Source organism: Aequoribacter sp. (assembly GCF_965659035.1).
In the GTDB taxonomy this organism is placed as follows: domain Bacteria; phylum Pseudomonadota; class Gammaproteobacteria; order Pseudomonadales; family Halieaceae; genus Aequoribacter.
In genome coordinates this window covers 11,923-25,684 of record NZ_CBFHWH010000001.1, presented here as the reverse complement: position 1 = coordinate 25,684, position 13,762 = coordinate 11,923, and the positions used below count along the sequence as shown (strand labels likewise).

The 13,762-nt window shown below is 53.3% G+C and carries 10 protein-coding genes; 7 read left to right on the top strand and 3 right to left on the bottom strand.

Going from position 1 to position 13,762, the window contains the following annotated elements; all coding sequences use genetic code 11:
- Complete coding sequence (gene trpS, locus ACTF5Z_RS00100; protein WP_423848933.1) at positions 1-1,011, top strand: tryptophan--tRNA ligase; 1,011 nt, start codon at positions 1-3, stop codon at positions 1,009-1,011.
- Positions 1,012-1,053: 42 nt separating this feature from the next.
- Here the strand turns inward: trpS and ACTF5Z_RS00095 are convergent, their stop codons facing one another.
- The gene (locus ACTF5Z_RS00095; protein WP_438984005.1) at positions 1,054-3,099 is read right to left on the bottom strand and encodes a TonB-dependent receptor; all 2,046 of its coding nucleotides are present in this window, start codon (positions 3,097-3,099) and stop codon (positions 1,054-1,056) included.
- Positions 3,100-3,235: 136 nt separating this feature from the next.
- Between ACTF5Z_RS00095 and ACTF5Z_RS00090 the strand changes: the two genes are divergently transcribed.
- From ACTF5Z_RS00090 to ACTF5Z_RS00075, 4 genes are read left to right on the top strand one after another with little or no spacing between them, the layout of a single operon-like run.
- On the top strand, positions 3,236-4,342 hold the full coding sequence (locus ACTF5Z_RS00090) for a phosphoribosylaminoimidazolesuccinocarboxamide synthase (protein WP_438984004.1): 1,107 nt from the start codon (positions 3,236-3,238) through the stop codon (positions 4,340-4,342).
- A gap of 8 nt (positions 4,343-4,350) precedes the next feature.
- Positions 4,351-5,685 (top strand): amidohydrolase, encoded by a 1,335-nt coding sequence (locus tag ACTF5Z_RS00085; protein ID WP_438984003.1) that lies wholly within the window; start codon positions 4,351-4,353, stop codon positions 5,683-5,685.
- Positions 5,678-6,397, top strand: coding sequence for an NUDIX hydrolase (locus ACTF5Z_RS00080; protein WP_423848937.1), 720 nt, complete (start codon positions 5,678-5,680; stop codon positions 6,395-6,397). Before ACTF5Z_RS00085 ends, ACTF5Z_RS00080 begins: the two co-directional genes overlap by 8 nt.
- Positions 6,398-6,415: 18 nt before the next feature.
- Entirely contained in the window at positions 6,416-7,066 is a 651-nt protein-coding gene (locus ACTF5Z_RS00075) for a cytochrome b/b6 domain-containing protein (protein ID WP_438984002.1), read from the top strand.
- A gap of 1 nt (position 7,067) precedes the next feature.
- On the opposite strand, the gene ACTF5Z_RS00070 is transcribed toward ACTF5Z_RS00075, so the two are convergent.
- Together ACTF5Z_RS00070 and ACTF5Z_RS00065 are read right to left on the bottom strand one after the other, a co-directional pair.
- Entirely contained in the window at positions 7,068-7,517 is a 450-nt protein-coding gene (locus ACTF5Z_RS00070; RefSeq protein ID WP_438984001.1) for a c-type cytochrome, read from the bottom strand.
- 60 nt (positions 7,518-7,577) lie between these two features.
- Positions 7,578-8,714 (bottom strand): acyl-CoA dehydrogenase family protein, encoded by a 1,137-nt coding sequence (locus tag ACTF5Z_RS00065; protein ID WP_423848940.1) that lies wholly within the window; start codon positions 8,712-8,714, stop codon positions 7,578-7,580.
- A gap of 155 nt (positions 8,715-8,869) precedes the next feature.
- Here ACTF5Z_RS00065 and ACTF5Z_RS00060 point away from each other — a divergent pair, with 155 nt between their 5' ends.
- Together ACTF5Z_RS00060 and ACTF5Z_RS00055 are read left to right on the top strand one after the other, a co-directional pair.
- Entirely contained in the window at positions 8,870-10,300 is a 1,431-nt protein-coding gene (locus ACTF5Z_RS00060; protein ID WP_438984000.1) for an aldehyde dehydrogenase family protein, read from the top strand.
- A gap of 22 nt (positions 10,301-10,322) precedes the next feature.
- A complete protein-coding gene (locus tag ACTF5Z_RS00055; RefSeq protein ID WP_438983999.1) occupies positions 10,323-13,601 on the top strand; it encodes an amidohydrolase family protein in 3,279 nt (1,092 codons plus the stop codon).
- Positions 13,602-13,762: the final 161 nt, after the last annotated feature.

Genomic DNA, 13,762 nt, shown 5'->3' with positions numbered 1-13,762 from the left:
ATGACTTCTGTTAAGCGTGTGCTTACCGGTATCACTACGACCGGCACGCCTCACCTCGGCAATTACGTCGGTGCCATCGCCCCGTGTATAGAGGCTTCAACCCAAGCGGATACTGAATCGTTCCTGTTTTTAGCAGATTACCACGCCCTGATTAAGTGCCAAGACCCCGCCATGGTTAAGCAGTCTTCCCGAGAGATCGCTGCGACCTGGCTTGCATTGGGGCTAGATACCGATAACTCAGTGTTTTATCGTCAGTCCGATGTGCCCGAAATTCCAGAGCTTTGTTGGATCTTGTCATGCTCTGCAGCGAAGGGGTTAATGAATCGGGCGCACGCCTACAAGGCTGCGGTTGCCGATAACGAGGCGCGCGAGGCAGACCCTGATCTCGGCGTCACAATGGGTCTCTTTAATTACCCGGTGTTAATGGCTGCCGATATATTGATGTTCAAGGCCACTCATGTGCCGGTGGGCAAAGACCAGATTCAGCACATTGAAATGGCCCGTGATATTGCCAGTCGTTTCAATCATCATTATGGTGAGCTTTTAGTGCTTCCCGAGGCCGTGGTCGATCAAGAAACCGATGTTTTACTTGGGTTGGACGGTCGCAAAATGAGCAAGAGTTACGGCAATACGATCCCTTTGTTTGATGCCGAGAAAAAGCTGAAAAAGTCGATCAATAAGATAAAAACGAACTTGCTTGAGCCCGGAGAAGCTAAAGATCCAGACACATCAACGGTTTTCCAGATCTGGAGCGCCTTCGCAACCCCTTCAGAGCGGTCATCTATGCGTCGAGAATTTGAACAAGGTATCGCTTGGGGTGAAGCGAAAAAGCGCCTGTACGAGCTTATTAATGATCACTTGAGCGAGGCGCGCGGTCGCTACGACGTGCTAATGAACAATCCCGAAGAAATTGAGCGGGTGCTGCAAAAAGGCGCGATAAAAGCGCGTGAGCACTCGGCGCCGCTCATGAAGCAAATTCGTGAGGCCGTGGGTATCGCGTCAATGGCGTAGACGTCGAGTTGTGCCCGCAACTTGGCGGGCGCTCAACTGATTCTAAGGTTGGTACGTCAAAGTGACGAATAGGCTGCGAGGCTCACCCACAAAGAAGCGTTCGTTACCAAAACCGAAGTCGGCCCGCTCGGCGTAGTCGATATTGGCCACGTTCATTACTCTTAGGCTAGTGCTCCAATTCGAGCTCCATTGACGGTTAACCCGCAGGTTCAGGAGCGTATGACCTTCATACCAATTACTGTTGGTCGGTTCGGTAGCGTAGCGGTCAAGGTAGATCGCTTCGAGCTCCGCCTGCCACGCTTCTTGGGTGTAGCGAATTCTCGCGCTGGCCATCCATTCTGGAGCCGTGTCTATCGCATTACCGACGATCGGCTGGTTAAGGCCTAAATAGCCCGGATCATTGCTGTATTCATGTGACCCGAAGCTGGCGGCTAAATCGGCATTCCACGGGCCTGTTAACGTTGAGCGCAGCTTGAGCTCGAACCCTTGATGACGTGTTTTCGCCCCTGTGACGTAGTAGCGATTGGCGTCTTGAAAAATCACATCGCTCTTGTTCATGCGGTAAATGCTGGCGTCCAGGTCAAGATGTTCAAAACTTGCGCGCCAGCCGAGTTCGATACTGTGAGCACTTTCTGAATCAAGTTGTGCCGCGGTCTGTCCGTTTTGCAGGCGATACAGCTCGCTCGTTTCTGGCGGGCGGTAGCCACTCGCTAGGCGCACTCTGATGGCATGATCATCATTGACTTGCCACAACAAACCGCTATGCCCGCTCCAATCGCTAAAGCGATCGTTGCTGTCTTGGGTGCGATAAAAGCGGCAGGCGCTGGCAGTGGGGGCACAGACGCTACCGTCACTTAAGTGGTTGTTGTAGTCATACGTAGTAGACTCGAAGCGTATGCCGCTGCTCCAACTCAGTCCGGCGTTCAAGTCTCTGGTATACAGTCCGTAAAGCGCAAAAGTATTCGCATCGATTTCGTAATCGTAATGCGCCCCTTGTGGTTGATTTGGGCTGAAGGGCTTAGGTTGAATTTCTTTCAGGTAGCCTTGAGTCAGTTGCGAATCCAAGCCCAGCTGTAATTTGCCGCCCAGCCATCCAGTTTGCCATGAACTTTGAAGTCCGACGCTTGTGTGCCCTGTTTCCTCGACAGCCTGCCAGGGGAGGTAGTGCTGTAAAAAACGCATATCGTTGTGGCGGGCAAAAATAGTCACTGACCATGGGTTAATCGATTCAGCGTCACCATCGATGCGGTGAATTGCGTTAACGGCGTAGGCATCGCGGAAAGCTTCGGGGTTGGGGTTGTCGCGCTTCGCGCTGGAATCTTTGTACGCATCGTCCCCCGGAATGTAGCCCGCCGTCTCTTGATTAAGGTTGGTGACCGATAGCAGGGAGGTGTGCTTCACGGTGTTGTTTTGGCGAGTATGCAGAACACTGAACTTTTGTTGATCGTAGCCGGCATCTCTCTTATAGCCGCCGTCAGAGATACCGGTAAAGCCAACAAGCCATGGCGTGGCGGTAGCGCCCAGCTGCTGCGTAATGTTAACGCGGTTGTAGTTGTAGCCACCAAGCTCCAGCGCTATCGACTCAGGTGCCTCGCTGGGGTCGGCAGGCGCTAATAAGTTGATCATGCCATGGAGCCCATTGGCGCCATAGGTTGCAGGGGTGGGACCATTGATGGTCTCGATAGCGCCCGCAAACTCTAGGTGGGCGTCGAACAGTTGATTCACGTTACAAAAACCCGGCGCGCGCAAAGGCACGTTATTTTGCGCCATTAGAATAGAGCCACAGCCACCGCTGCCTGTTAACACAGGCGAGCGGACACTGACCAAGCTCTCTTGGCCGTTGCCCCGACTCACCCACACGGCAGGCAGGCGCGTCGCGACCTCGTTCAAGTGAGTAGCTGCTGCCAGTGTCAGTTGATCCGCGCTAAGCCGATAGGCGCTTATGTTGAGTGATTGCATTGGCGTTGCGCTACGCGTCGCACTGACAAACACTTCCTCTAACTGTGCAGCTAAGGCCAATTGTGGTGCCGCAATAGCAAGCGAAACAATGAAGGGAACGAGGCGCAATGGTTTTGATGGGTTTGTCATGTGATCTCTAGAACAATGTATCGGCCTGCGATTATAGCAGGCACGATGTTCGGTTACGATTAAGACGGCTCATGAGACTAGCGGCCGAAGGTAAGTGTGGTTATAGTTTCGGTTTAATTCACGAATAGGAGTTATTATGGCGTCTACACCACAGGTGTTGGCGGTGGCGGATACGCTGCCGATTAAAACTGAGCAAGCGGTTCACAGTGGCAAGGTGCGCTCGGTTTACTGGTTAACCCAGGCTGACAGCGAACGCTTGATTAAAACCCAAGGCTACGATGTCGCCCCCGATGCGCCTCTTGCCATTATGGTGATAAGCGATCGCATTTCAGCCTTTGAGTGCTTGTGGAAGGGCCAGGGTGGAATGGCCGGTGTTCCGGGTAAAGGCGCGGCTCTAAACGCCATATCGCAACATTGGTTCGAGCAGTTTAAACAGGCGGGTCTTGCCGATAGCCACATCGTCGATGTGCCTCACCCCTTAGTTTGGATCGTGCAAAAGGCCCAGCCTGTAATGGTTGAAGCGATCGCTCGTCAGTACATTACGGGGTCGATGTGGCGCGCTTACAGCAAGGGCGAGCGTGTGTTTTGTGGTATCGAGCTACCCGAAGGGCTGCAACGGGATCAGCGTCTCCCCGAGTTGCTGATTACACCCTCCACCAAGGGAATTATGCGCGGTATTCCTGGTGTGCCAGAGGCCGACGATGTCAATGTGACGCGACAGCAGCTTATCGATAATTGGCAGGCCTTTAAGTTTCAATCCGTTGCAGACGTGGATCGCTACGAAACGCTGTTGAGAGAAGGTTTCGCACTTATCGACCAGCGATTGCAGGGGCTTGATCAAATTTTTGTGGATACGAAATTTGAGTTCGGTTACGTGAAGGGTGCTGATGGCAATCAACGCTTGATCTACATGGACGAAGTGGGAACGCCCGATTCCTCTCGTATTTGGGAGGGTGATGCCTATCGGCAGGGGCAGGTCGTGGAACGTTCGAAGGAAGAGTTTCGGCAGTTGCTCCTGAATACGGTCCCCGATCCCGATGTGCTCCTCGATAAATCACGCATGGACGAGCGCTTCGCGTTAGCGGCCGAGCTCGAGTTGCCGACTGAGGTCCTGTTGCAGGTGAGTGCGACCTATACCGGTGTGGCAGAGCGGATTACGGGCAGGGCGATTGAACTGTCTGAAGATCCTCGATCTGAAATTATTGAAATTCTAGCCTCACGCTACGATCTTATAAAATCATAAGGATAACTATGAAACCATCTTTTTTTTCAGCATGTAGTTTAGTCGTGGCGCTCGGTGCGAGCTGTACCAGTAGCTCGGCACTTGGCTCCGAGTCGATAAATACCGCGGTACAGGCCGATTACGACCATCATTTAGGTGAGCTGTTTGTACATTTTCATCGCAATCCAGAGCTTTCCATGATGGAGTTCAAAACGGCCGAGCGTTTGGCCCAAGAGTTGAGATCGGCGGGTTTTGACGTCGCGACGGGTATTGGTGGCACCGGAGTTATCGCTTTGATGGAGAATGGGGCAGGGCCTACGATTATGGTGCGGGCTGACATGGATGCTCTACCCGTACTCGAGAAAAGTGGACTCTCCTATGCGTCGACAGCAACCCAAACCGATTGGGCGGGCCGCGAAGTACCGGTTATGCACGCCTGTGGTCACGACATGCATATGACGAGTCTGGTGGGCACGGCGCGTTACATGGCGGCTAACAAAGACGCTTGGAGCGGCACTCTAATGCTGATCGGGCAGCCCGCAGAAGAGCGTATTGGGGGCGCTAAAGTGATGATGGAAGATGGGCTGTGGGGCCCTTATCCGAAACCAGATTATGCCTTGGCGCTGCATGTCTTGGCCGATGCGCCGGCCGGCAAGCTGGTGGCGCCCACTGCCGCCATGGCCTCTGGTGCGGACACTGTTGATATCGCCATTACGGGTGTGGCGGCGCATGGCGCCAGCCCGCATTCAGGGATTGATCCCGTGGTACTTGGCTCGCAAATTGTGTTGGCGCTCCAGACACTGGTTAGCCGAGAATTACCACCTCGTGAGCCGGGTGTGGTGACGGTGGGGTCGTTTCACGCGGGGACTAAGCACAATATTATTTCTGACGCAGCACACTTAGAGCTGACGGTTCGCAGCGAGGATCCGAAAAGTCGCCAACTTTTGCTCGATGGTATTGTCCGGATTGCCGAGAATATGGGGCGCGTAGCGGGTCTGCCCGACGATAAGCTGCCAAAAGTGACCATTAGCGATGAAAGCGTTCCACCGACGGTCAATGACAAAGTGCTCACCGAGCGTCTGCGCTCTGTGTGGCAAGCCAAGCTAGGTGAGGATATTTTTGAAGAGGGCAAGCGCTTGGGTATGGGGGCCGAGGATTTTGGATTCTTTACCGTTGATCCTTATATCCCGAGCACGTACTTCGCTGTAGGTGGCACGCCCGCGAAGGTTATCGAAGACGCTAAGAATGGCGGCGCGCCTGTGCCTTCTCACCACTCGGGACTGTTTAAAATTGAACCCGAGGCCTCCATAACTCTGGGCGTAGAGGCGACTGTGATCGCTCTGCTGGAGCTATTTGATGAGTGACGCAAAAAATCTCGCAATTAAGCCTGCTGGCACCGTTGCTCTGATCCGTCAGGGTGACTCGGGAATAGAGGCGTTGATGTTGCGCCGGAATAGAGCTCTCGCTTTCGCCGCCGGCGCGTGGGTGTTTCCGGGAGGCTCGGTTGATGCTGAGGATATTGCGGGTTGTCAAAATGATCTTACTGAGGCGGCAAAAGTAGCGGCCTGTCGGGAGGCTATGGAGGAGTGTGGTTTAGCTGTCGACCCAAGTCATCTGTTCCAAATCAGCCATTGGACAACGCCGGAGGGCGAATCGCGGCGTTTTTCGACGTGGCTTTTCGTTGCGGCTCTGCGCGATCATTCCGAGGTCCAGATCGATCATGGAGAAATCCACGATGCGTGTTGGCTGTCGATCTCAGATGTCTTTTTGCGTCATCAGGCTGGTGAATTGCCGATGCTGCCGCCAACCTATATGACTCTGAAAGCGATCAGCGAGTTCGACTCTGTTGACGGCGTGGTCGCCGCACTCAAAGCGAGCACGCCCATCGTTGTTGAGCCTCACGGCGTTCCAATTGAAGGCGGCTTTGCTGCTATGTACCCTGGTGATGCGGGTTATGATTCGTTGAACCCAGACGCCGTGGGTGCTCGGCATCGCACCGAGATTGTTGGTGGAATTATCAATACGGTTGTCGACGGGTTGTCAGACCGTGAGCCGCGTCTAGATAAAATTAGGTAAGTGGAGACCAGAAAAGCGATGTATCCAACATGGGATCTACTGCAACGTCTTGTCCATTGGTGCTTTCCTGTTTTGATCGTGTTTGCTTGGTGGAGTGCTGAAAACGGCCAGATGCAGTGGCATGCCTACGCCGGCTATGCCTTGCTAGTACTCGTCCTCTGGCGCATTGTGTGGGGTTTCGTAGGCTCTGATCACGCTAAGTTCAAGCAGTTTGTTGTTGGCGTGCCGTCAATCCTCTCGTATTTGAAGGATGCTCGCACTGAGCGCCCTGGTCACAACCCTTTGGGTGGCTGGTCGGTCGTGACAATGCTGGGTTTGCTATTGGTGCAAACAGTGTCGGGGCTGTTCAATACTGATGAACTCTTGTTACAAGGCCCTCTAACGGTGTTTGCGAGTGACGGACTGATCGAGATTGCCAGTGAAGTGCATGAAACATCGTGGCTTGGGATACAGGCCTTGGTGTTGCTGCATATTGTGGTGGTGTGCTACCACCAATGGGTTAAGAAAGACGGGTTGATCACTCAGATGGGGTTTGGGTCTCGGCTCACTCGCGTTTCCTCTCGGCGTCCAAGATTATGGCTGGGTATGCTAGTTTTGGCGCTCGTCGCCGCGACGGTGGTAGCGATCGGACTCGTGTTGCCAGAGCCCGAACCGCTGTGGAGTTTTTAGCTCAGTACAGGTAATCCTTGGCTTTGTAATCGTCGTGGCAGGCTTTACAGGATTGTCCTAAGCCACCCAGGTTGTCGATACCTTTATCGTCGGCAGACAGCGCGTTAATCGCATCTTGCATTGCCCCAAACTTACTTTTGAAATCATCTGTGTTCGACCAGATCTCAGGCTTTGCGCGCGTTGTCCCCTTGTCACTGCCTGCGGGGAAGGCGCTCGTAACATCAATACTCGAAAGTGCTTTCAAATTGCTGATGTGCGTTGAGGCCTGGGTGGCGTCGTAGTCGATCTTGCCTTGTGCCATCCCAAAGAGTGGTCCCGCGTTAGCACCGATTAGTGCAAAGTAAGATTGACGATAACTTTGATTGGGCTCTTCTTTGACTTGGTGCGCGAGAGTGGTGGCACTCAGGCTTGCTGTTAATGCAGCGAGTGTTGCAGTTCGTAGAAAACGCATAATGACTCCTTAAGTTAACGGGCGTACTTTTAATACGCCCAGAGTAGCAAAGAACTTTACCTATCGTCCAAGAATACTGCGCGCTATAAGTTCGCGCATAATCTCGGCCGAGCCGCCGTAAATACGTTGTATGCGAGCGTCGACGTAAAACCGTGAAATTGGATACTCGGTCGTATAGCCATAACCACCAAACAGTTGTAAGCAATCGTCTACTACTCGACACTGCATGTCGCACGATGCCAGTTTCAACATCGCGGCGTCGTCAGTACTTAGCTCGCCTCGTGCATACTGCGCGGCACAGCTCTCGTACAGCGCTTTGTTCAGGGCGATTTCCGTTTTGACATCAGCCAACTTGAAGCGCGTATTCTGAAATTTTGCGATCGATTGTCCAAAGGCTTGCCGCTCTTGCACGTATTGAACCGTCAGGTCCAGCGCCCCTTGGGCCTGATATACGGCCTGCGCGGCGATACCTAGTCGCTCGCGAGGGAGTTCTTGCATCATAATGACGAACCCTTTGTTTTCTTCACCTAAAAGGGCGTCTGCTGGAAGTCTCATATCCTGGAAAAACAGCAGTGCCGTATCGGAGGCGTGCTGACCGATCTTGTCGAGCTTTTTGCCGCGCTCGAACCCCGGCAAAGACGTGTCGACCAAGAATAGCGAGGTGCCCTTTGCACCTTTACCGGGGTCGGTAATGGCCGCCACGATCACAAGATCAGCGTGCATGCCGTTGGTGATAAAAATCTTCGAGCCATTCAAAATCCACCCGTCACCATCACGCACCGCGTTGGTTTTTATGCCTTGCACGTCGCTGCCTGCGCCAGGTTCGGTCATGCCTAAGGCGCCAACGACCTCGCCGGAGACCATTTTTGGGAGCCATCGTTCTTTTTGGGCATCGGTGCCATGGTGAATTAGGTACGGAGCAACAATATTCGAATGAATGCCGTAGCCTGACGCTAAGCCGCCGAAGCCCATGTAAGACATTTCCTCAATCATCGCTAAAGTCACTTCTGGTCCCGTGCCGGCGCCGCCGTATTCCTCGCTGACGTCAGGGCACAATAAACCCGCTTCACCTAACGTGTTCCAAAGTGACCTAGGGACCCATTTGTCTTCTTCCCATTGATCGTAGTAGGGCTGTATTTCTGCTTCAAAGGCGCGGCGTGCCATGTCCTTAAATAGCGTGAGTTCTTCCGATTGCATACTTAATCTCCTGTTATTGATTCTGCATGGTAGCGGGAGCAAGTCGGCCTTTGCAATGTCTGTGACGAATGATGCGGTTTTGTCCCAAAAAGGCCTAGGCAAATGCTCGAGTATTGATACACTCTAGAGCGTCAAAAATAATACGGAGAAGTCGAATGCGTGAGTACACACAGTTTTATATCAATGGTGCTTGGGTGGATCCATATCAGGCGCAAGTCTGTGATGTGATAAACCCAGCGAATGAGCAGGTGGCCGGTCGTATAAGCTTGGGCAGTGATGCCGATGTCGATCGGGCTGTCGCCGCCGCCAAGCACGCGTTCGAGTCTTACTCTGAGTGGTCTGTTGAGCAGCGAATGGCTTTGTTAGGGCGTATTGTGGAAGTGTATCAGGCGCGCTACGGGGACGTGGCAGAGGCAATTCGCCTCGAAATGGGGGCGCCAGCGACCCTTGCGGTCGAGGCCCAAGCCGGTGCGGGCCTCGCCCATATCGCGGAGGCTCTGAATGTCTTGCAAACCTATGCATTCGAGGAAGACCATGGAGAACACAAGGTGGTTAAAGAACCGATCGGGGTCTGCGCGCTGATCACTCCATGGAACTGGCCGGTCAACCAAATTGCTTGTAAGGTGGCGCCCGCTCTGGCGACTGGCTGCACGATGGTTCTGAAACCTAGCGAAGTCGCTCCCTTGTCCGCTGTCATTTTTGCGGAAATTTTGCACGAAGCGGGTGTTCCCGCCGGAGTATTTAACTTAGTGAATGGCGATGGGGCTGGTGTCGGCACTGCCTTATCGAAGCACCCCGATGTTGATTTGGTCTCGTTTACTGGGTCGACGCGTGCAGGGACCTTAATCGCTCAGAATGCGGCACCTACGGTAAAACGTGTAACACAAGAGTTGGGGGGGAAATCGCCTAACATTATCCTGCCGGACGCCAACATTCAGGAAGCGGTGATCCGCGGCGCCATGCATATGTTCCACAACACGGGACAAAGCTGTAATGCGCCGTCTCGCATGTTAGTTCACCGTGATCAAGTGGCCGAGGCCGAGGCCGCTGCGGTAATGGCAGCAGGGATGGTGGTGGTGGGTGATCCTGCTGACGAAGCGACTAGCATGGGACCGCTCGTCAGTCAGGTACAGTTTGATCGTGTACAGGGCTTGATCGCTAAAGGCATTGAAGAGGGCGCGAAGCTGGTCTGCGGTGGCTTGGGTCGACCTGAGGGCTTAACTTCGGGGTATTTTGTGAAGCCAACCGTATTTTCGGATGTAGCGAACGAGATGACCGTCGCACGCGAAGAAATTTTTGGTCCCGTATTGGTGATCATCCCCTATGATACCGAAGACGACGCGATTCGCATTGCGAACGACACGAATTACGGTTTGGCAGGTTATGTACAGAGCGGTGACCTTGATCGGGCGCGACTGGTGGCACGTAAGATACGGGCAGGCAACGTGAAGATCAACGGCGCATCCGGTGGCCCCAATATCCCATTCGGCGGCTATAAACAGTCAGGAAACGGACGCGAATGGGGCGCTCATGGCTTCACAGATTATCTTGAAATCAAAGCCATTGAAGGTTTCGCGACGACTTGAAAAATTAGAGGATACGACGAGCATGAAATTCAGAAGGACCTTTGATGTTAGGTGGGCGGCGATACTGGCCGCTCTGATGACGCCACCCGTTATTTTTGCAGCACCTGGGGTGGCAACTGATTCCGATGCGGAAGGAGCCGACAGCCAATTGCATCAGATGATCTGGCAAGGTCCGACCGAGAAAGTCGAATTCACGACTGACGAGGGAACATGGCTTAATTTGGATGTCAGTCCCGACGGCACCCGAATCGTCTTTGATATGCTTGGGGACCTCTACCTTGTGCCAATCGAAGGCGGTGAGGCACAGCGTCTCACGACGACTCTAGCGCAAGAAGTTCAGCCTCGGTTTAGCCCCGACGGAAATTCACTTGCCTACATTAGCGACGCCAATGGCGGTAACAATATCTTCGTTATGGATCTTGCCTCCAAAGAGGAGCGACCCATTACAACGGAGAAATTCCGCTCGCTCACAAACCCTCGCTGGCATCCCAATGGCTCTGGCATTGTCGCGCGTAAGCATTTCACCGGGTCGCGCTCCCTGGGCTCGGGAGAGATGTGGTTTTATCATCTTGATGGAGGAAGCGGGGTACAGCTCACCACTAAACGTAATGAACAGCAAGACGAGAACGACCCCGTGTATTCGCCCGACGGTCGTTACCTGTTCTACACGCAAGATGCGACTCCGGGCCCATATTTCCAGTACAACAAAAATCCTCATGAGGGTATTTATGTTACTCGGCGTTTGGATCTAGACACGGGTGAGAATATCGCTTTACTGGGCGGCCCCGGTGGTGCCGTTCGCCCGGAGCCATCGCCGGATGGGCGCTACCTTGCTTACGTTAAGCGCATCCAAACAGACTCTGCGCTGATGCTGTACGATCGTCGCACGGGTCAAAACCAAGTCCTTTACCGAGAACTCGATCATGACCAACAGGAGGTATGGGCACTGTTTGGCCTATACCCCAATTTTGCTTGGACACCAGACAGTGAATCGATCGTGTTTTGGGCGGCGGGTAAGTTGCACCGCATAAACGTCGAATCGAAGGCAGTCGTGGGAATTCCCTTTACTGCGTCAGTTTCTCAAGTGTTGGCGAAGACCACTAAAGCAACGCCCAAGGTAGGTGTCGATGAGGTAACATCGATGATGCTGCGCGATTTTGCCACATCACCGGATGGTCGCTATGTCGTGTTTCACTCCTTGGGGCATCTGTATTACGCCGACGTAAAAGATCCTCAGCCAAAACGTCTGACAAAACTCGATGGCTTTGAGTACGCCCCTCAGTTCAGCGCGGACGGTAAATACTTGGTCTTTGCGCACTGGCAAGACGAGTCCTATGGCTCGATCTATCGCGGCAGCTGGCGTGGCGCAAAAGGTGTTTCTGGACTGGCAAAAATTACGAGTGAGCCGGGTCATTACCAACATCCCGACGTCAATAATCAGGGCGTGGTTGTCTATCAAAAGCAGACGGGCAATTCGTTCAGAGGCCTACTCTACGGGCTAGAGCCTGGCATTTACGTCAGCGGCAACAACGGCAAGGCTCGGAGAATATTGCGTGAGGGCCGGAAACCGATTTTCCTGAATGACGACTTGATTGCCTATGAGCATGGTGGCGGCGACAAGCGGTTTATCAGTACGGTACAACAAGATGGTACACAGCAGCGCACGCGCTATAGCTTAGGTTCAATCAGCGAGTGGGCGATCGACCCTGCTGGCGAACACATAGCGTATCGAAAAGATTTTAAAGTCTTTGTTGCTCCCATTGTGTTATCGGCTAAAGAACAGCTTCTCGGTGGTGCTGAACTTTCTTCAATCCAAGCCTCAAGTGGCGCCGGACGCTATCTGCATTGGTCGTCTCAGGCCTTGCACTGGAGCTTGGGTTCAACCTACAGCAGTGTGGCTATGACCTCTTCTGAAGCGAAGCCAACTGAGCAGACGCTTGAACTTACCTTCCCTGTGTCGCGTTCAGACAAGCTTATTGCCTACCAGAATGCCAGGATTATTCCAGTCGTCGGAGTACCCATCGAGCTCGGTACTTTGCTGGTGCAAGGCAACAAAATTGTTGCGGTAGGCGATTCTGATTCGGTTGAGGTTCCTGTCGATGCGATGGTCATTGATGTCTCCGGCAAAACCATTGTGCCTGGTTTTATCGATACCCATGCTCATCACAGTGGGCACTTTTACTCGTCGCCGTTGCCCGAGACCAACGCGAGCTACCTCGCGAACTTGGCATTCGGCGTTACCACGACGCACGACCCCTCTAGTAACACCGAGACGGTGTTTTCCTTGGCTGAATTGCAGCGCGCTGGCACGCTAATAGGTCCAAGGATTTTTTCTACTGGGTCGGTGCTCTACGGGGCTAAGTCAAACTCTTATGTCGACATACAATCGCTGGACGATGCCCGTATGCATCTCAAACGTTTGCAGGCCCAGGGTGCGTTCTCGGTGAAAAGCTACAATCAGCCGCGGCGCGAACAAAGGCAGTGGATTATGCAGGCCGCAGCAGAGCTTGGAATGTCCGTATACCCTGAGGGTGGGGCGACGTTCTACAATCAGCTGACCCACATCCTTGATGGCTCGACGGGTCTGGAGCACAATTTACCCGTAGCACCCTTGTATGAGGATGTCTTGCGATTGTGGCAGGGCGCGCCGCACGTTGGCTATACCCAGACCTTGGTGGTCAATTACGCAGGGCTCAACAGCGAGTACTATTGGTATCAAGATTCCAATGTTTGGGAGCATGAACTGCTCGGGCGCTATACACCCCTCGCCGAGTTGACCGCGCGTTCTCGTCGGGTGGCACAAGCAGCTGAGGACGATTATTTTTTCAAAACAGTGGCAGCGAGCGGTAAAGCCCTTCAAGATCGCGGGGTGCTCGTAACGGTTGGAGCACACGGTCAGTTACAAGGTCTTGGCTATCACTGGGAAATGTGGTCGTTAGCTGAAGGGGGAATGACGCCGGAAAAAGTGCTGCAAGCTGCTACCATTGATGGCGCGCGCTATTTGAACATGGACCGAGAAATAGGCAGTTTGGAAGTCGGCAAACTCGCGGACTTTGTTGTTTTAAACAAAAACCCCCTGGACGATATACGCAACACAGACAGTGTGGCGATGGTCAGTATTGATGGACGCTTATACGACAGTTCGAGTATGAATCAAGTCGCACCCCAAGCAAAAGAGCGAGGTGCACTTTGGTTTGAGCGCGAAGGAGCCAATGCGCTTTGGAACGCTGAGAACTGGGGTATGACGCGCCCAGAGGAAGACTTCCCGATCTGCCCAGCGCACGCGCCAACGCATTGGTAGTCCTTGCAAGGTCCTGGTAATACAGGGCCTTTAGATACAATCTGGCTTTCGCGGAAACCGTCGCGGCAGTCTTAATTCCGTGTTTTTTTAAGGTTCATCATGGCAATACAGTATTTTGCAGGATCCGCTCCAACAACAATTTGTTTTGCGCATGCAAATGG